Raw genomic sequence first — 20162 nt, 5'->3', positions numbered from 1 at the left:
TTATCCACTGACATTGGCGGCTCGTTTATTCGTTGGAGCTAATTTATAACACTAAAAGAAATAAAGACAATATTAGTTTTCTATCAGTTCAATAGGTAATAGTTATCAAAAAACAATCACGTAACCGATAGATAGATTTTATCGACACCATAAAAACATTCTTCACCAAGAAATAAATACCTTAGGTAAACTAAGCACTTATAATCAATGTCATTACGTACTTCGTATCACAAAATGTTATTGATATTTTAGAGGCAGATCCATTATTCATAAAAATTAAGGATAATAATGAAAAAGGCTTGGCTCACAATTGCTGCTTGTTTATTAACAGTGTCATGTTCATCAACACCCACACCTGATTGTATTTATAATTGTGCACCATCAATTGATATTGGCAATAATAATACTAATGATAATAATAATTATATCGCACTGACTGAAACCCAACGCCAAGCATTATTAAAATACCTTGAGAGCCAAGTTAAACAGCAATGGGGTGACGATAATTATTTACAGGCGGGTAAACACCGTTATGTGAAATACTTTGATGGCTATCGCACTCGTGCACATATTGATTTTGATAATGGTAAAATTTATGTCTCAACCGTTGCTAACAATGCCCCTCAACACGCTCTCAAACAAGCGATTGAAGAAACATTATTAATGCCAGCGGATCCATCTCAAGTTGATATCTTTAGCGATAAATCCATTCCTCTTAATGGTAAACCTTTTTTATTAGGCCAAGTAAAAGATCATCAAAACCAAGATATTCAATGGCCATGGCGTGCAGGTCAATATGCTGACTATTTAATAGCGAATAAATTAAAAACCCAACAACTCCAACGCGGTACGGCATACTATGTTGAAATTGATATGGTAGAAGACCACCTTGAGCAGCGAGAATATCAATACGCCGATCTTATTCGTCAAGCGGCTAAACGCTACGATATTGATGAAAATTTAATTTACGCGATAGTTAAAACAGAAAGTAGCTTTAATCCTTATGCCGTCAGCCATGCAGGTGCTTATGGATTAATGCAGGTTATTCCTAAAACAGCGGGTGCGGATGTATTTAATTTGGTTAAAAATAAACCCGGTATTCCAACCAAAGAATATTTATTTAATCCTGCCAATAATATTGATACTGGCACTGCTTATTTTTATATTTTGAAAAATCGTTACTTAAAAGAAGTTCAACACCCTACAACAAAACATTACACCATGATTTCAGCTTATAACGGTGGTACTGGTGGCGTTCTAGCAACCTTTGATGTTGATAGAAAACAAGCGATGAAGGATCTTAACAACTTACAACCCAATCAAGCCTATTGGGCATTAACGAACAAACATCCTAAAGCTGAAGCGCGACGTTATTTAGAAAAAGTACTCAATTTTCAAAAAGAATTTGAAGCAATGTGATTAAATATCAATATAATTTTTTAAGTTAAACACACAATAATAGTGTGTGTTTAACTTATCGGTATTACATTATGTCTTAACTACGTTCAGCAATTGCAAGACGAATATAACCTTTATTTTGCTGTAAAAGTACCTTCGCAGTATCACTATCAACACCCGTTAAAATCATCACAATCGCTGTTTTACAGTGACCCTCACACGCATTAAGCGCAATTTCAGCGTGTTCACGATCACAATCAGTGGCTTGCATCACAATCTGTTTTTGACGTTCAACTAATTTGGCATTGGTTGCTTCTACATCTACCATCAGATTGCCATAAATTTTACCAAGTCGAATCATAGCGCCAGTTGTGAGCATATTAAGCACTAACTTTTGCGCTGTACCCGCTTTCATTCGAGACGATCCCGTGACAACTTCCGCCCCCACAACAGCCGTGATCACAATATCAGCAGCCTCAGTCATCGGGCTTTGAGGATTACAACTCACACAAGCAACCGTTGCATTCATTGAACGCGCATAAGCCATCGCGCCTAACACATAAGGAGTACGTCCACTGGCGGCGATCCCAACCAACACGTCCTTGGCTGAAAAATGGATCGCTTTTAAATCATCAGCGCCCATTTCAACATTATCTTCTGCGTTTTCAACTGCTTTTAAAATAGCTTGATGTCCACCCGCAATTAAACCCACCACTTGCTCAGGCGCACTACCATACGTTGGTGGACACTCACTTGCATCAAGAATACCTAATCGGCCCGATGTTCCCGCTCCGATATAAATTAACCGTCCACCTTGTGAAAAAGCAGCAGCGATGGCATCCACGGCTTGAGCAATCGCGGGTAATGTTTGTTCAACAGCCAATGCGACTTTTTTATCTTCATTATTGATAACTTTCAGCATCTCTAACGTTGATAATGTGTCTATCGCTTCACTGGCATTATTGCGGCTTTCAGTAACTAATTTCGTTAAATCAATTTGCATGGTAACGCTCTAAAATCAATAACATTAGTGATAGCATAACGTATTCATGTTGCTATTAAATAATAATTTCACATTCAAAACATCACGATTGAATGAATAAACAGGCAAGTAAATAAGCCGATAAATACAAAATCATCATACTTTTATTTACAGCTATCGATTATGCTAACACCACCACCTCGACAACAACCAAACCTATGACGATCCTTGCCAATATTGCTAACATCAAACCACAGTTATCACCTAGCGCCCAAAAAATTGCCGTACTAATATTGCAACAACCCAAATTAGTGGTAACGCTGTCATCGCAGCAACTCGCACAACAAGCCAATGTTGGGCAATCAAGCATCGTTAAATTTACTCAAAAGCTAGGATTTAAAGGTTTTCCGGCATTCAAAAGTGCCATAATTGCAGAATTAGATCGTCAACAAGCCATTGGTAATAATCCACAACAATTACACGATCAAATTAATCAGAGCGATACTTTTATTACTATTGCGCAAAAATTAGCTCATCAAAAAACAGATGCTATCATTGAAACAACCCATGCCATTGATACACTCTCTTTTGAAAAAATTGTGGCTTTATTTACTCATGCTCAGCGTATTCAATTAATCGGTTTAGGCGATGCAACGCTTATTGCTAAAGATTTTAGTACCAAGCTACTCACGCTTGGTATGGCTGTAATTGCAGAACAAGAGACTCACCTTCAAATGACCATAGTACAAACACTACAACCCTGTGATGTGTTGTGCATTATTGGCGAAGAAAGTCCTCATCAAAATGTCTTATTGGCAGCCCATCATGCAAAAACAAATGGCGTACCATTAGTTACCTTAACGTCCCCTTACTCGACTACATTGCGCCAACTGGCACAATTTACACTTGATACTTTAGCGGTAGAAACATCAATGTGTAGCGACTCTCAAAAATATAATTATTCAATTGCATTGCAAGCAGCACAACAGACCTTAACCGATCTATTATTTATGGCTATTGCACAACAATCGCTCAAAAATAATTCCTCAAATAATAATTAAATTAATTTAAGATCTGCATAACGTCATATTGTTGCTAAAAACACGACAGTTATGCATTTATAAACATCGAAATACGAAAAAAGAATGGAACCACAGACAGAGCGGAATGTCACACTGTATAATAACATTGATAAATAATGCTCCAGCGATAACTATAAAAAAGTAAAACACCCTTTTACAAATAATCACTGCTGGATTTGTCTTTCATGACTACGGATAGAAACTGAATAAGTAATGACTCAAGATACCCCCAAAACAACGTCTAATACCCACAAAAAAAAGACATTAAAAAAAGTGGCACTATGGACATTGATCGCACTATTAACCCCTATTATCACTGTATCTGGCGTACTCGCATATGGCGTTAAGCTTGATCTTAGTTCACATCGTAACGACATCAATCAATGGTTAACTAAAACCCTCGATCGACAAACAGAGATTAAAGGCAACATGGCTGTCACTCTTTCATTTAGTCCTGAAATAGAACTAAGTGACGTTACCATTGCTAATTTAAAATCAATGCCATGGCAGCCCATGCTAAAATCTGGCTATATTGCAGCTAAGATTTCCGTCTTGCCGTTGTTACAAAATACACTCAAGATTGATTATATTAATCTAAAAGATATCTCGTTAGACTTACTTCGAGATCAACAAGGCAATGAAAACTGGATCTTTAACCAACCGACCACACCGCAGAAAGCATCAAAATCGTCAGCATTCAAATTAATATTAAGTAATGACATTAACGCTGAAAAAATTCATATTAACTATCAAGACCAAGCAAAAGGAACGTATTACAGCGGCTACCTTGATCATCTCGCGTTAACAAAGCCCGATAAATGGTTATTGGTCGCTAAAGGTAATGCCATTGGCAGTGAATATAATCTCTCATTAACGGGAGATTTACAAAAACTGATTAATAACCAACACGGGCAATTATTTGCCAAAGGCAGTTTTGCAGGTGCTGAATTAGATATTGACGCCAACATTACCCCGTTCAGTAGTGATGATGATTCAACCGCAAACATCAGTTTACAATGGAAAAACACCCATCAAATTTCACACCTTCTCGGTCTCGATTTACAACATGTTGCGCCATTATCAATTACCACCGAATTGAGTGCATCAAATAAAGGCTTTGCTTTCGATAACATTCAAGTTCGTAGCCCAATCACGTCTGCAAATGGTCATGTTAATGTACGTTTTGCACAAAATTCCCAACAATTAAATATGATTGATGGCAAATTAAATATTCCAGTGATTGATCTTCGTCCATGGTTACAACCGCAGCCACAAATGATGCGAGCAACCATGTATGCCGCTGCGCCACCACAATCACCATTACAAAAAGCCTTAGACCAATGGCTAGTAAAAACCCAAACTCACTTTGGATTAACTATTGGTAAAATCAAAGGACTAGGCACACCCGTTAACGGAATTTCACTCAAGATTACCGGTGAAAAAGGTAAATTATCTGCACCGATGACAGCCAATATTGCCAATGTTGCCTTTAAAGGTAATGCGAGTATTGATGCAACGCAATCGACCTCCAACGTTGACGTTACTTTAGGGGCTAAAAACTCATCATTAGGCGAAATGGCAGGCTGGATTTCAGGATTACCAAATGCGACAGGTCATCTTAAAAATGCCCAACTGCAATTGACAACCGAAGGCACAAAATTACAGCAATGGTTAGATAACAGTCAACTTGGACTCATTATTAATGACGCCAATGTCGACTGGGGCGCTAAAGCCTCATTCGCAATTGATAAAGCACAATTACATTCGGGTATGGAACAACCATTCAGCTCTAATGTTACTGGCAAAATAATGAATATTCCTGTTAATATCACGGCAAAAGCAGGCACATTATCTGACATTATTAATCATCGTAACTGGACACCATCATTGCACTTTTCTAGCCCAGTGTTAGATGTAAAAGCGCAAGGAAAGTTAGTTAACACTGACTGGAAAAAAGGCAGCTGGTTTGATGTTAATGTCCACAGTAACGATGCTGGAAAACTGAGCCCATGGTTAGGTACCCGTGCCGCTATGCACGGTGAAATTAATTTCAACGGTAAGCTAACCAACAATGGTCAATGGCTTGATCTTAATATTCCTGATGTCGCTCTACTTAACAGTCAGGGAAAATTAAATTTACAATGGCGAGCACAACAAGATCATCATTTTTTAAAACTTAACAGCCAATTTAAAACATTAGATTTCACCCAATTAAGTCAGTTTGTTAATAAAGCAAGTTTGCCTCAAGTTGAACAAACAGTCCCTACCCAAGGGGTTAATCTTGATGTGCCTATTTTAAGCAATAAAATCGTTATTGCAGATGCTGATGTTAATTTGCACGTTGATAAAATGTTATGGGCACAACAGCAAGTCAATAACATGGCATTTAAGGGGCAAATTAGAAATGGTAAACTCAGTACATCCCCGTTTAGTGCGACTTATGCGGGCAGCGTTTATCGTGGTGATATCGCGTTTGATATTAATAATCAGATCATTAATTCACAATTACACTTAGCGGTAAATAGACCTGATATTGGTCGAATTTTACATCAATTTAATATCATTAATCATTTCGATATGCGTTTAGATAGCGCCAAACTTGCCGTCTCATTATCAGGCAAAACACTATTAGAATTAATGGAACAAGCAAAAATTGATGCTCAGCTTAATGGCGGTCAATTAAAACTTGCTGATAATTACACGGGTAAAGCCTTTAATATTACTCTAAATCAAGGGCATTTTATTACTGGCCCCAATACTGCAACCCACCTCACCCTTGATGGCCGAGCAGCAAATAAACCCGTTGCCATTAACCTTGATTCAGTATCATTACAACAAGCCAATGATGGCCGTAAATCGATTCCCGTTAAACTAGATGCCAACATAGGTGACATCAAATTTAATGCTCAATCGCAAGTCGTATTGCCGATTGATCCTAAAAATCTCAATCTTAGTTTTGAAGCAACAACACCCAACTTAAACCGCTTTGATGATTTTACAGGGATCAAGTTACCCCCTTATGGACCCGTAAAAGTCTTGGCATCATTATCAATGGATAATATCGGTTATCATTTGCGTGACATGCTCATCAAAGTCGGTAGCAGCACACTTAAAGGCCGTGGTGATTTTTTACCGCCCCTTAAAGGTGATGACCGCCATCGCCCTGAGATTAAATTGGCACTGAATGCTCCGTTTATTCAACTTAATGATTTCAAACTTAAACACTGGCAAGCATGGCTACCTGAGAACCAAAAAAATAATAAGCTTATTGTTAAAAACCAACCCGTGAATGTTATCAGCCCGCAGGGATTAAATTTATTCAATGCTGATTTTAAACTAAACGTCGGCAATGTTCGTTCAGGTAAAGATTGGCTCGGCGCTGGTAGATTGGATTGGACCTTACATAATGGTCTATTAACGCTGAAACCATTGCATATTCAATTACCCGGTGGTGATATCAATATTGATGGTTCTGTTGCGCCTAAAGGGGATAAATTTGCCATCAAACTTAATGGGTTGGTGAAGAATTTTGATTACGGCATTATCGCCCGTCGTATCGATCCTAAAACTGATATGCACGGTAAGATCAGTGCCAAATTTGATTTAAGCAGTGTTGCTAATACACCAGAAAACTTAATGAATAATGCCAATGGTTTTATTGGGTTTGCGGCATGGCCTAAAGCTTATCAAGCGAATCTCATCGATCTGTGGGCGGTGAGTTTAGCCGATGCTGTATTACCGACATTTACCACCAAAGATAACTCGGTACTCAACTGTGTTGCTGGCGGATTTAATGTTCATAATGGCAATATAAAACAACGTGATTTATTGCTTGATACCTCACGCATTCAGGTTCACGGCGCATTTGATGCTAGCTATAAAAAACATGACTTTAACTTGTATCTATCGCCACGATCTAAAAGAGCACAAATATTTAGCCTACAAACCCCTGTAGAAGTGCATGGTACGTTTGAGAAGTTTAATCTTGAAATACCGCTCTCTGCCATTTTTGAGACCTCAATACGGTTTACAACCAGCCCTGTCGTCGCCCCTTTACAATGGCTATTTGAAAAACCTATTGCAGCAAATGGGAGCGCGGAATGCCAGCGAATTTGGCAAGCACAATAAATTATTAACTTAAAAAATGCTCAATACTTAACATTAAAAGATGGATTTATAATCCATCTTTTTTTTATTTTGTTGTTTTAGAATAAAGAATCCCAATCTTTACTATGATGTAATAAAGACATCAAATATATTGTCATTCCATCATCAGCATCGACTAGGTTATTATGAATTCAAAACTCGATAATGTACTGCTTAACATAGCCCTTAACCTCAGCGCTAACCTTGCGAGTAAACAGCATTATCAACATCTCATTGATGGTATCGATCAAGTCTTTCCCTGTGATGCAAGTGCACTCTTTATATTGGATAAAGAAGGTCTATTAACACCGATTGCGGTTAAAGGTTTATCCCCTGCCGTATTAGGACGACGCTTTTACCCTCAAGCCCATCCGCGTTTAGAAGCAATTATGGCCAGTAAACAACCGGTCCGGTTTGATGCCGATTCACCATTACCCGATCCTTTTGATGGCATTTTACTTAATGAACAACAAACCATTGATATTCATGATTGTTTAGGTTGCAGCTTGTATGTCGAAGGTCAATTAGTTGGAGTATTAACGTTAGATTCCTTAACCGTTGGCGCATTTGATGACATTGAAACCGTTGCTATTGAAACCTTTGCCGCTTTAGCAGCGGCAACATTACGTAATATTGCTCAATTTAATGCACTTAAAGATCAAAATAAAAAGCAAAAATCACTCACAAATACACTGATCCAACAAGCACGTTTACAACAAGGTGAAATGGTCGGAATCAGTGCCGTTATGCAACGATTACGAACCAATATTGCCACCGTTGCAAAGTCTGATTATGCAGTGCTTATTAGTGGTGAAACAGGAACGGGTAAAGAACTGGTCGCTCATGCTATTCATGCTCAATCTGCACGTGCTGATACACCAATGATTTATATTAACTGTGCCGCATTGCCAGAAGGATTAGCGGAAAGTGAGTTATTTGGTCATGTAAAAGGAGCATTCACAGGCGCAAATAGTCATCGAGCAGGTAAATTTGAATTAGCTGATGGTGGAACATTATTTTTAGATGAAATTGGCGAATTACCTTTAATTTTACAAGCAAAACTATTACGGGTGATCCAACAAGGTGAACTTCAACGTGTCGGCAGCGATCAACACTTACACGTCAATGTGCGAATTATTGCAGCAACAAATCGTCAGTTAGAAGCCGAAGTCGAGCTTGGTCATTTTCGAGCCGATTTATATCACCGTCTTAATGTATTCCCTATTTTTGTACCATCATTGCGTGAACGCCATGACGATATTCCCGTTCTTGCTGGCTACTTATTAGAAAAAGTCCGTCACCAATTTAATATTCCCAATCTTCATATTCATCCTAAAGTATTAAGTATGCTTGAATCAAAACCATGGCCTGGTAATATTCGTGAGTTAGAACATACACTTACACGAGCAGCCTTACGAGCAATACAAGATGAACAAAACACCATCACAAATCAATATTTTGATCTCCCGCCCACAAGTGATGTTAAAAACACATCGTCATTTTTCCCCGAACAATCACAACCCATGCGTCAATTAGTCGAACACTACCAAAAACAACTAATTGAACACACGCTTGAAAAAACAAACAAAAACTGGGCAAAATCAGCAGAATTTTTACAAATGGATCGCGGTAATCTCTACCGAATGGGGAAAAAATTAGGTATCAAATAATACTAGCATAAAAATAATGATGTCATATTTACAACAAAAGTGATGTATTTATAACATCATCAATAAATGAAAATTCAAATAAACATATTAAAAACAACAACATAAAAACTGGCACAGTTAATGCTATATAGTAAATAGATCATATTTATAATTAGATAATCAAACGCTGGAGCTTTTTCATGTTTTGTATTCAATGTGAACAGACAATAGAAACACCCATTAAAAAAGGCTGTTCTTACGCCGCAGGTATGTGCGGTAAAACTGCTGAAATTTCAGATCTACAAGATGTGCTAGTTTATACCTTACAAGGGGTATCATATTGGGCAGATCTTGCACAGAAGTTTGATATTGTTGACGACGAAATTAACCATTGGGCACCACGTGCATTCTTCTCAACCTTAACCAATGTTAACTTTGATCGCGATCGCATTCTAGCGCTAACCAATCTTGCTGCCAGTTACAAAGCACGCTTAACACAAGCTGTTACCGCTGCAATGACACTAGCACAACAGCCATTACCGACCCTACCCGCAGTGGCTGAATTTGAATTACCCGATAATATTGATGCTATCTTAGCGTTAGCACCACAAGTTGCGGTTAACCGCGGCTATGAAACCATCAATGAAGATGTCATTGGTTTACGTTTATTGTGTTTATATGGCCTAAAAGGCGCAGCGGCTTACATGGAGCATGCGCGTGTGTTAGAGCAAACAGACAATGCTATTTATGCACAATACCATCACATCATGGGCTGGTTAGGCACAGATCCTACTGATCTAAATGCATTACTTGAGTGTTCAATGGAAATTGGTCTAATGAACTACAAAGTAATGGAGATGCTTGATTTAGGCGAGACCAATACCTTTGGTCACCCAGTACCAAGCCAAGTTAACGTTAAGCCAATTCAAGGTAAATGTATTTTAGTTTCAGGTCATGACTTGCACGATCTTGAAAAGATCCTACAACAAACTGAAGGCAAAAATATTAACGTTTACACCAATGGTGAAATGTTACCTGCTCACAGCTACCCTGAACTGAAGAAATACCCTCACTTAGTGGGTAACTACGGTAGTGCTTGGCAGAACCAGCAGATTGAATTTGCCAATTTCCCTGGCGCAATCGTAATGACATCAAACTGCCTAATTAACCCGAATGTAGGTCAATATGCAGATCGTATCTTTACACGTAGCATCGTGGCATGGCCTGGTGTCGCACATATTGAAGGTGATGATTTTACTCAAGTTATTGATTGTGCATTAGCATTAGACGGCTTTAAGCACACTGAAATCGAACATATGATCACTATCGGTTTTGGTCGCAATGCATTAATGGCAGCCGCGCCGGCTGTTATTGATCAAGTTAAACAAGGCAATATCAGCCACTTCTTCCTTGTTGGTGGTTGTGACGGTGAGAAAGCAGAACGCAGTTATTTCACTGATTTTGCTGCACAAGTTCCTCAAGATTCACTAATCTTAACGTTAGCTTGTGGTAAATATCGCTTTAATAAAAATAACTTTGGCGACATTAATGGTATTCCACGTTTACTCGATGTGGGCCAATGTAATGATGCTTATTCAGCCATTCAGTTAGCACTCGCATTAGCGAAAGAATTTGATTGTGGTATTAACGAATTACCACTAACTCTAGTGTTATCTTGGTTTGAACAAAAAGCGATTGTGATCTTACTAACCTTATTTGCATTAGGTGTTAAAGGTATTTATACAGGTCCAACAGCACCTGCATTTTTAACCGATAACCTATTGGCTATTATTGCTGAAAAATTCGATATGCGTTCGATCTCAACCCCTGAGGCAGATCTTAAAACTATCTTAGGCGCGTAATCTTACACGTATAGCATTGACGTATAACATTATTGCCCCTGTTGTTTATATAACCTGTTGTTTATATAAATAATAGGGGCTTTATTTATTCATTTCGATTTTTTATAGGCATGATAATGTTAGATAAATGGCAAAATCACCAACCAGAAACATTTGTTTGTATTAATAAATGGCAACAAACACCAGACACTGTAACCATCGAATTACAGCCACTGGTTGGTGCCGAATCCATTGATTTTAAACCAGGGCAATTTGTTAGTTTAGGTATACGCATCGATGATAAATTACTATTTCGTGCGTATTCAATCAGTTCAACACCGCAACAATCAACCTTAGAACTCACGATTAAACGGGTGGATGGCGGCAAAGTATCAACTTACCTTGTAGATACATTGGCTATTGGCGAAAAAATACAATTATTAAAACCAACAGGTGACTTTAACTGTATTGATCATCCACCTGAAAACCAAAGTGTATTATTGATCAGTGCCGGTTGCGGCATTACGCCAGTTTATTCTATGGCTAAATATTGGCTTGAACATAACGCGAATATTGATATTTGCTTTATTCATGTCGCAAAAAGTCCGTCACAGACTCTCTTTTTTGAACAGCTTAATCAATTAGATCGTGATAATAGTCACTTTAATTTACAGCTACTTTTGAAAGATAAAGTGAACACAGACTGCCATCAAGGTCGATTAGATAAAACATGGCTAGAACAGCTCACGCCTAACTTGCATCAACGAACAGTTTATTTATGTGGCCCAGAAGGATTTATGGAAGATGTAAGTCAATACTTACAACAACTTGAATTTAATATGGCACAATTTTTTCAAGAAAGTTTCACCCCAATAGCCGCCACAGAAACACTCACCACCGCATTAACACTCAATGTACCGGCTTTTGGTCAAACATTAACGGCTAATCATGGTGATAATTTAGCAGCCGCACTTGAAAGTGCAGGATTACCTCTTCTTGTAGCTTGTCGTAGCGGTGTCTGTGGATCTTGCCGTTGTAAAGTAACACCGAACAGTGTCAACTCAAGCAGTAGCATGACCTTAACGGCAGCAGAGATTGAACAAGGCTATGTACTTGCCTGCTCATCAACATTGATCGATAACACCGACGTCAGTTTTTAATCATCGACCGCGCGCGAATGTTAAATAAAAACCCGCATCTTAATTCTCCATTTATTTGCAAAATAGAGAGTAAATGCAGGTTTTTTTATTATCAATTAATAAGATTAAATTTCTTTCATCGCTGAAACAACAGATGGATCATTAATCAAATTAAATAATAGGCTTTTAGCCGCAGTTCTCTGAGCATCGGACAACACTTTCTTAGGGTTTTCTCGCGATTGGATCAGAATATTTGTAATGAATTTGCTGTTTGTACCTGACAATTCATAGACAAAACGAAGCGTATCAAGCAATTCAGTTTGCGGTAAGCTATATACAGCCATTTCGCAACTAAGACCATCCATCGCAAGGAAGTTATTCACTACCGCCTTACGCTCAGCCTTAAATATTTCTTTTGCTTTAAACCCATCAATAAGTGCTTGCACTCTTTCAGCGATAGCAACAGGCACTTCCATTGTTTTAGTTTCATGAGTCATTATTGCTTCCCCTGTTTTCGTTCATTTCTAGTACTAATATACTATTTGTATATCCTATAAGCACGAACGATTATGGATACTCCAAATCATAATGCCATATTAAGCTTTGTTCTAAACAACTAACACCCAAAATCCATTAATAAATAAAACAAATAGGCTTCTTTTTGGCAGGAACCTATAAGTTTTTTCAAAAAAACAGAAAAATAAGTATACATCAGCAACACACCTGCTATTATCCGTCTCGCTCTGTTGTTTAAGAGTTATTAAATGCAACACCAAGTAAAAGTTAAACTAAAAGTTACAGTGACGTTTTCGTTTTGTATCTCTGTGTTTCCCTTGTATTGGCAGTAACATTAATAATTTAACCACGTAGCACATCGCATTTTAGCGGTTAATTAATCTCAACTAATAAGGGACATCACATGTCTAATCAAACAACTGGTCTAGTAAAATGGTTTAACGAAGAGAAAGGTTTTGGTTTCATTACTCAAGACAACGGCGGCGCTGACGTATTCGTTCACTTCCGTGCTATCGCTTCTGAAGGTTTCAAAACTCTTGCTGAAGGCCAAAAAGTGTCTTTTGAAGTAGAGCAAGGCCAAAAAGGTCTTCAAGCTGCAAACGTTGTAGCTCTATAATTTATCTTTATTGATAAATGAAAAAAATGCTGGCTAAGGCCGGCATTTTTTATATCTGTTATTTAGTAAAAAGAAAAAAAGCCAACGTTTAACAAGTCAGCTTTTAATTCAATCTCTTCAACAACGCGTCCGGCTATTAATACCCATTCACATCAATCACTACCGACGCAGTGCATTAAGCTTACTTTGTACTAAACCGAAAACTGTATTTGATGGATAAAAACCTTGTTCCGCTTCGACCCCTACCGCATTACCCGTAAATATTTCAATCGCTTGTGATACATGACTAATCGCCCAAATGGTAAACTCACCTTTTTCAACCGCTTCAACAATGTCTTTTCGTAACATTAAATTGTGCACGTTTGACTCAGGGATCATAACCCCTTGTCCTGGTGTTCTACCTTTGATGCCACACACATCAAAAAAGCCTTCAATTTTCTGATTCACACCACCGATTGGCTGAGCTTCACCAAACTGATTCATTGAGCCAGTGATCGCGATATCTTGCCGTAATGGTAACCCTGAAAAAGCAGACACAATCGCACACACTTCCGCCATAGAAGCGCTATCGCCATCGACACCACCATAGGATTGCTCAAAGGTCAGATGGGTGGTTAATGGTATCTTAGCGGTTTTACCAAACACAGATGCTAAGTACGCCGATAAAATCATTACTCCTTTTGAGTGAATATTGCCGCCTAATTCAACACTACGTTCAATATCAAACACTTCACCATTACCATAAGCGGTTGTCGCGGTAATACGACTCGGTGCACCAAACTGATAGTCAGACGTTGCAATCACCGATAACGCATTCACTTGCCCCACCGCATGTGAGTGAACATCTAACAAGGTAGTGCCTGTTACGAAGTTTTGCATCACATGATCTTTTAAGCGACTGACCCGCAGTTCTTGATTGAGCATCGCTTGTTCAACATGACTACAGCGAATCATAGTGGCATTTGATGCTCGCGCCACGTAATTCGTTTCACGCAATAAATTGGCAATATCCGCTGAATGTAACGATAACTTATTTTGATCTTCCGCTTGGCGTGAACTGTATTCAATGATTCGCGCAATAGCCTTACGATCACAATGCAGCATATCGTTATCATGAACAATACTGGCGATAAAACGTGCATAATGCTCTTCTGAGTCATCATTACGCGGCATATCATCTTCAAAATCAGCCGTTACACGAAATAGCTCTTTAAACTCAGGATCATAATGTTGTAATAATTGATAAGTTTGATAATCACCAAACAAAATAATTTTCACATTCAGCGGAATGGCTTCTGGTTCTAATGAAATGGTTCCAGACAGTGTCACTTCTCGTTCAAGTGAGCTTAAGTTTAGCTTTTGTGCGCGTAAAGCACGTTTAAGGCCATCCCAAACATAAGGACGCTCAAGCACTTTCACCGCATCCATCATCAACACGCCACCATTAGCACGATGAAGACTACCCGCACGAATTAACGAAAAGTCAGTAAAAACAGTGCCTTTATAAGTCGCATTCTCCACATAACCAAAGATGGAATGATAACTTGGGCTTTCTTCAACTTCGACAGGAAATTTACAGATATCAGATTGATGTACCAACACGTTAACTTGATAACGACGCGGCATTTTTTTATCCAATGAAGCATAGGCGAGTGCCACTTGTTCTTCATTTTCTTCTAAGAAAATATCAATGTTATCTAAAATATCTGCATACATATCCGCTAAATAAGCTTTTACATCGGCAATTTTTTTATATTTAAGCTGAAGATCTTTAATGCAATGACCCACAACTTCTTTTGCAATATTTTCATCAAGCTTTTGCTGCTTATCTGAATATTGTTCTTCCCATTCAGTCAGCTTTCGCACAATGTCACGCAACTCAACTTCTAAATCATTAATGGTATTTTCAAATGTCTGTTGATCATCCACTGACAATGCTGCAAAACTATCTTCACTGTGTGGTTCTTTGCCATTCATCGCCACTAACTGATAATCACCTTGGGTTGTGATTGAAACGCTAATACCGCGTTCTTCCGCACTTTTCGTTAATGACTTTAGGGTTGTCTCTTGTTTCGAGGTTAATTCTGATTTTAACTTTTCAGCCCGTGAATAATAAAGTTCATTATCAAACGCTAGCGGAAACGCTTTGACTAACCGTTTCATTAAATTTTCAATGTCTTTTTTAAAACTACACCCTTCCCCTGCGGGTAGTTTTAACACTTTCGGACAGCGCGTATCGCCAAAGTTCGACACATAACACCAATCATGCAATACATGACTATTACCATTAGGCTCATGCCGATTTAGATAACGCATGACCATAGTACGTTTACCTAAACCATTACGACCAATGGCATAAATGTTATAGCCTTTTTCTTTTATCGACATCGCGAATTCAACCGCATGTTGCGCGCGTTCTTGGCCAACTATTTCATCTAATGGTGTAAGGTGTTTGGTTGACTTACACGCATCACTCAATCCATTTAGGGCTGCAATACGATACAGCTTGTCACTGCTTAGAGGCGCTAAAGGCATAATCGATCCCTCTCATTTATGACATTTATCATTAATAATACGCACAAATAACAGACGATTAAGTGATATTAACTTGATTTAGTGCTAATGCTCTCACTATTAACGACTTTTTGATGAAATTTTAACCATAAAAAAGCCCAACCTGATATTTTTATAACAACAAATATCATATTGAGCTTATTTTTTATCGTTTAATCAATTACAAAGCAAACAATTGATGATTAATCTAGCGTTACCATCGCACCTTTACCTACACCTTCGTAAGCAAAAACATCAAGCCGATCGGTTGCGATTAATTGTGGTTTAACTTGCTCTGCAATATAGCTCGCCAGTAATTCAACCGTGGTGTCCGTGGCTAAAATTTCAGTCGCCGATTTAGCAATCGCTAATTCAAATTCCCCTTGCGGTGCGGTATAACGAAAACCGTAATGAGTTTCGTCATTAATATTAGCCGCGGCTGAACTTAAATTTAACTCACTAACACTGATAACATCTTCTTGTGAGCCTAAATAAATATCGTGCCAGCGTTGTGCCCATTGCTGCTCTAAATCAGCATTGCGTTGACCATTAACCACTAACTCTACTGGTGAACGGTGACCGTGAGCAATACGTTGACAGTTACCATCATGTTTTTTCAAGCCGTGGCTGTAATGGTAAAATGCACCGTCTATCTTTTCATGGCGCAAGGTTATTTCTAACCCTTGTACATTACTCGGTAAATGGCCTAACAATAATTTGTGTAAATATTGAGTCACACTCTCAATAGTGATCGCATCAGTATCAATAAAGCAAAAAGCTTGCTCAGGGCTATGCAGATGAATCGCATGCACATTACTGATTAAATCAACTGTCATATAATCAGTTTTAGTTGTTGCCGTATGAATAGCCGTAGATGTTGCAGGGATCAGTAATCGGTGATCAACATATTGATCAACAAGTTGTTTAATTTGTTTTTTTACACGGCTGAAATCAAGCACCATGCTCATTTCATTCAACTCACCCGACATCACCACATCAAGGATCCAGCTTTCACCCACCATTCCCCGTTGTGGGCACAAGTAAGATGCGTCAATTACAGTGAGGTCTCTAACGAATAGCTTCAAGGTGAAGTCCTTTATTGATAATGGTTGTCGTTTACTAGGGCAATGCATTATACGCGGCTAAACGGACGAGTAAACCTTCAGTTTTCTTACCCTTTAATAAAATAATCCAGTGTCGTGATGACACCAAGACATTGCCGCGATAACAACGCAGGTACACGATTGAAATTATCGCTTAAAAACGGTAATTCACTGATGCGTATCCTGTTGAGACACTCTTTATTTGTGAAGCCACTTTATTTGACGACCATGGTTTAATATCTTCGCCTTGGGTTGCAGTAACACGTAAGCCCATTTCTGCCGATATATGATTTGAAATGCGCCAAGCGACACCCGCTTGAACACCAAGAACTTGCCCAGATTGACTATGCGAACCATAATCTTGACCTTTAAGATCTGCGGTCATATACCCTAAGTGTGCGCCGATAAAAGGATTGATGGCTTGACCCGCACGGAAAATATAATCCGCATTGAGTAGGTGTAATGTCACATCTGTTTCAATCGCTTTAATACCGTCAAAATCAGACTGAGCACTCATTTTTTGCCAGCTGTAATAAATACGGCCAGATCCACCAGCAGTATAAAAACCCAAATCAACACCGACAAATCCCGCTGCATCCGGTGATGAAAAACGATTGATCAACGTCGTGTTATTACCATTAACAGTACCCGCCGTCATACTAATATTACTGCTGCCGCCTGTTAAACCAATAAAGTAATGAGTGCTATCATCAAATTTAACTAACGGTGTCGTCGTATTATTATCAGTAACAGGTTGTAATACAAAAGGTTCAGCAGCTTGAGCTGAGGTTGATAATAATAGCGAAGTGAGTGCACTAATAATAAGTGTTTTATTGATCATGACTTAGCTTTGTCCTCTTATTGTTATAATAATGACATTATATCAATGATAGTTAATATAAATTGCATAATACCTTAATAATGATTTAATCCCGAGAAATAACATGACCAGTCGCCGTGATAAATAATGTCGAATTTTTATTTGTAATAGTGAAATAACGTATAAAACTGAAAAATAATTATACTTATTAGAGATATTTAAAGGTGACATTCCTCACAAAACAAACACAAAATTCCCCGTATAACAGATCAACTACCCAATCAATTAATTAAACAATGAAAAAAATAACTTTTCTCGCATCAGCGATAACCACAGCATTAACCGCTGTCATCGCGCTTCCTGCAAGTGCTTGTACAACTATTCTAGTCGGTAACCAAGCAACAACAGACGGTTCTTACATTGTTGCTCGTAATGAAGATTACCAAGCGACTAATGCCAAGCATTTTGTTTTCCATCCAGCAGAAAAAATGCAACAAGCTGACTTCCATGGTAATGCCAATAACTTTAGTTATCCTGCTGCTAAAAACGCATTGCAATACACTTCAATGTCAGATTTTGATACCCATAATAAGAGCATGGGCGAAGTCGGCTTTAACTCTGCGGGTGTTGGGCTTTCAGCAACAGAAACCATTTATAATGGCGCTAAAGCACTAAAAGCTGACCCATATATAACCAAAACAGGGATTGGTGAAGATGCCATTGAAAATGTGATTTTACCGCGTATTCACTCTGCAAAAGAAGGCGTAGCGTTACTTGGTAAAATCATTGAAACTCAAGGGGCAGCAGAAGGTTTTGGGGTTGCGTTTGTTGATAATACGGGTATTTGGTATTTAGAAACAGGCAGTGGTCATCAATGGATGGCTGAAAAAATCCCTGCTGATCAATATTTTGTTTCTGCCAACCAAGGCCGTTTAAGTACGTATTTACCGAAAAATCCTAATTATATGGCATCGCCAGAATTAGTGAGCTTTGCAGAACAACATGGTTTATACCAATCAGAAGTAGGCAAACCTTTCAACTTCCACGCCGCTTACTCACAAGACACACCGAACGATGTAACCTATAACTATCCACGCGTGTGGACGTTGCAACATATGTACACTCAAGGTTTAACGACCAAGATTAATCAAGGTACAACTTTCCCTGTATTTTTAAAACCAACCAGAAAACTTAGCGTTGCTGATGTTGAACAAGGTTTGCGTAATCATTACCAGGGTACATCACACGACCCTTACGCAACACAAAACCCTAAAGAAGCTTACCGCCCTATTTCTGTATTCCGTACTCAAGAATCACACGTGTTACAAGTACGCCCTAATTTACCAACCGCTATTGGTGATGTTGAATACATCTCATATGGCATGAGTGCACTTGGCGTTTACTTACCTTATTACCAAGGTATGACTGAAGTACCACATGCATTAACGATTGGTACTAATAATGCTGACAGTGCCTCTGCTAACTGGGCTTTCCGTAAACTACAAACACTTGCGATGACCAACTGGAAAGTGTTCTCTCCAATTGTGCAAACGGCTTACCATAAGTTTGAAGTAAAAACCGCATCAAAACAGCGTGAACTTGAACAAAATTACCTTAAAATGTACAAACGCCAGCCTAAAAAAGCGCAAGCATTAATCAATGATTTTGAGAAAACCACGGTCGCTGACGCACTCGCTTTAACCGAACAATTGACCAATACTTTATTTACAAAAATGACATATACCACTGATATGACTTATCATTTCGAAGGTGCATGATTTTTGTAATTATTGTAATTAACGAAAATTAATCGTTTATATTAACAAGAAGATCACACATTGATCTTCTTGTTTTTTTTATCTCGGTTCTGATTCATTGGTCATTATTGTGGTTAATATGCGTTTCATACCGTAATAAACAGCAATCATTGGCAATAATAAAATAATAACCGCTATTCCATAACTGATACCAGTAGGCACACCCAGCCCCCACCCTAATGTAAACGCAATACCACCGACAACATCCTTTATTGCATCAATAAATGAATATTGACTAATAAGTAACGGTAGCCATGGTAAAATCAAGATGCCAACGCCAATACTGATCATTTTTATTTTCATGCTTTGCTTTAACATATTAATATACCCACATTTGAACACTGTTTTATTGTTAGCTAAAATACATCATTAAGCAAACAAATTCTTCGTTACATTCAAATACTGAAATAATTAACCTAATCGCCGCTTTATTATTACATTTTGGTAAAAGTCATTTAAGTATTTACCCGATTATCATTTCTTCAATATTGATTATAATT

General features: G+C 38.2%; 14 protein-coding genes. 8 read left to right on the top strand and 6 right to left on the bottom strand.

The genetic code is table 11. The features are described 5' to 3' along the window. Positions 1–288 precede the first annotated feature (288 nt). Entirely contained in the window at positions 289–1419 is a 1131-nt protein-coding gene (gene mltC / locus C9J51_RS02935) for a membrane-bound lytic murein transglycosylase MltC (RefSeq protein ID WP_045040079.1), read from the top strand. A 76-nt stretch (positions 1420–1495) separates the two neighbouring features. On the opposite strand, the gene murQ is transcribed toward mltC, so the two are convergent. Beyond that, positions 1496–2401, bottom strand: coding sequence for an N-acetylmuramic acid 6-phosphate etherase (gene murQ, locus C9J51_RS02930; protein WP_045040078.1), 906 nt, complete (start codon positions 2399–2401; stop codon positions 1496–1498). Positions 2402–2598: 197 nt separating this feature from the next. Here murQ and C9J51_RS02925 point away from each other — a divergent pair, with 197 nt between their 5' ends. From C9J51_RS02925 to C9J51_RS02905, 5 genes are all read left to right on the top strand, one after another. Continuing rightward, positions 2599–3441: a MurR/RpiR family transcriptional regulator gene (locus tag C9J51_RS02925; protein ID WP_045040077.1), complete on the top strand. Its 843-nt coding sequence runs from the start codon at positions 2599–2601 to the stop codon at positions 3439–3441. A 234-nt stretch (positions 3442–3675) separates the two neighbouring features. Next, complete coding sequence (locus C9J51_RS02920; RefSeq protein WP_107274852.1) at positions 3676–7590, top strand: AsmA family protein; 3915 nt, start codon at positions 3676–3678, stop codon at positions 7588–7590. Between the two features lie 164 nt (positions 7591–7754). Beyond that, a complete protein-coding gene (gene norR / locus C9J51_RS02915) occupies positions 7755–9278 on the top strand; it encodes a nitric oxide reductase transcriptional regulator NorR (RefSeq protein ID WP_045040076.1) in 1524 nt (507 codons plus the stop codon). 179 nt (positions 9279–9457) lie between these two features. Further along, the gene (hcp, locus tag C9J51_RS02910) at positions 9458–11119 is read left to right on the top strand and encodes a hydroxylamine reductase (RefSeq protein ID WP_045040075.1); all 1662 of its coding nucleotides are present in this window, start codon (positions 9458–9460) and stop codon (positions 11117–11119) included. Positions 11120–11235: 116 nt separating this feature from the next. Then, positions 11236–12258: a hybrid-cluster NAD(P)-dependent oxidoreductase gene (locus C9J51_RS02905; RefSeq protein WP_045040074.1), complete on the top strand. Its 1023-nt coding sequence runs from the start codon at positions 11236–11238 to the stop codon at positions 12256–12258. A 104-nt stretch (positions 12259–12362) separates the two neighbouring features. Here C9J51_RS02905 and C9J51_RS02900 read toward each other — a convergent pair whose 3' ends face one another. Next, entirely contained in the window at positions 12363–12734 is a 372-nt protein-coding gene (locus C9J51_RS02900) for a hypothetical protein (RefSeq protein WP_045035442.1), read from the bottom strand. A 422-nt stretch (positions 12735–13156) separates the two neighbouring features. Here C9J51_RS02900 and cspE point away from each other — a divergent pair, with 422 nt between their 5' ends. Then, complete coding sequence (gene cspE, locus C9J51_RS02895) at positions 13157–13369, top strand: transcription antiterminator/RNA stability regulator CspE (protein WP_045035441.1); 213 nt, start codon at positions 13157–13159, stop codon at positions 13367–13369. Between the two features lie 159 nt (positions 13370–13528). On the opposite strand, the gene C9J51_RS02890 is transcribed toward cspE, so the two are convergent. The 3 genes from C9J51_RS02890 to C9J51_RS02880 all read right to left on the bottom strand — a co-directional run bounded on the left by C9J51_RS02890 (position 13529) and on the right by C9J51_RS02880 (position 17866). Further along, a complete protein-coding gene (locus C9J51_RS02890; RefSeq protein WP_107274851.1) occupies positions 13529–15904 on the bottom strand; it encodes a Lon protease family protein in 2376 nt (791 codons plus the stop codon). A gap of 221 nt (positions 15905–16125) precedes the next feature. Next, positions 16126–17007, bottom strand: coding sequence for a 6-carboxytetrahydropterin synthase (locus C9J51_RS02885; RefSeq protein ID WP_045039800.1), 882 nt, complete (start codon positions 17005–17007; stop codon positions 16126–16128). 172 nt (positions 17008–17179) lie between these two features. Next, a complete protein-coding gene (locus C9J51_RS02880) occupies positions 17180–17866 on the bottom strand; it encodes an outer membrane beta-barrel protein (protein ID WP_052667925.1) in 687 nt (228 codons plus the stop codon). A 275-nt stretch (positions 17867–18141) separates the two neighbouring features. On the opposite strand from C9J51_RS02880, the gene C9J51_RS02875 reads away from it, so the two are divergent. Next, positions 18142–19623: a C69 family dipeptidase gene (locus C9J51_RS02875; protein WP_045039799.1), complete on the top strand. Its 1482-nt coding sequence runs from the start codon at positions 18142–18144 to the stop codon at positions 19621–19623. A gap of 78 nt (positions 19624–19701) precedes the next feature. Here the strand turns inward: C9J51_RS02875 and C9J51_RS02870 are convergent, their stop codons facing one another. Continuing rightward, positions 19702–19980 (bottom strand): hypothetical protein, encoded by a 279-nt coding sequence (locus C9J51_RS02870; protein ID WP_045039798.1) that lies wholly within the window; start codon positions 19978–19980, stop codon positions 19702–19704. Positions 19981–20162: the final 182 nt, after the last annotated feature.

The organism is Photobacterium iliopiscarium, from assembly GCF_003026395.1.
GTDB lineage: Bacteria > Pseudomonadota > Gammaproteobacteria > Enterobacterales > Vibrionaceae > Photobacterium > Photobacterium iliopiscarium.
Note: the sequence above shows the minus strand (reverse complement) of the source record. Positions and strands in the feature narration are given on the sequence as shown.

Bases quoted from the DNA above. Each gene is read 5' to 3' on its own strand.
- mltC (WP_045040079.1), top strand. From the start codon at position 289: ATGAAAAAGGCTTGGCTCACAATTGCTGCTTGTTTATTAACAGTGTCA.
- murQ (WP_045040078.1), bottom strand. From the start codon at position 2,401: ATGCAAATTGATTTAACGAAATTAGTTACTGAAAGCCGCAATAATGCC.
- C9J51_RS02925 (WP_045040077.1), top strand. From the start codon at position 2,599: ATGACGATCCTTGCCAATATTGCTAACATCAAACCACAGTTATCACCT.
- C9J51_RS02920 (WP_107274852.1), top strand. From the start codon at position 3,676: ATGACTCAAGATACCCCCAAAACAACGTCTAATACCCACAAAAAAAAG.
- norR (WP_045040076.1), top strand. From the start codon at position 7,755: ATGAATTCAAAACTCGATAATGTACTGCTTAACATAGCCCTTAACCTC.
- hcp (WP_045040075.1), top strand. From the start codon at position 9,458: ATGTTTTGTATTCAATGTGAACAGACAATAGAAACACCCATTAAAAAA.
- C9J51_RS02905 (WP_045040074.1), top strand. From the start codon at position 11,236: ATGTTAGATAAATGGCAAAATCACCAACCAGAAACATTTGTTTGTATT.
- C9J51_RS02900 (WP_045035442.1), bottom strand. From the start codon at position 12,734: ATGACTCATGAAACTAAAACAATGGAAGTGCCTGTTGCTATCGCTGAA.
- cspE (WP_045035441.1), top strand. From the start codon at position 13,157: ATGTCTAATCAAACAACTGGTCTAGTAAAATGGTTTAACGAAGAGAAA.
- C9J51_RS02890 (WP_107274851.1), bottom strand. From the start codon at position 15,904: ATGCCTTTAGCGCCTCTAAGCAGTGACAAGCTGTATCGTATTGCAGCC.
- C9J51_RS02880 (WP_052667925.1), bottom strand. From the start codon at position 17,866: ATGATCAATAAAACACTTATTATTAGTGCACTCACTTCGCTATTATTA.
- C9J51_RS02875 (WP_045039799.1), top strand. From the start codon at position 18,142: ATGAAAAAAATAACTTTTCTCGCATCAGCGATAACCACAGCATTAACC.
- C9J51_RS02870 (WP_045039798.1), bottom strand. From the start codon at position 19,980: ATGTTAAAGCAAAGCATGAAAATAAAAATGATCAGTATTGGCGTTGGC.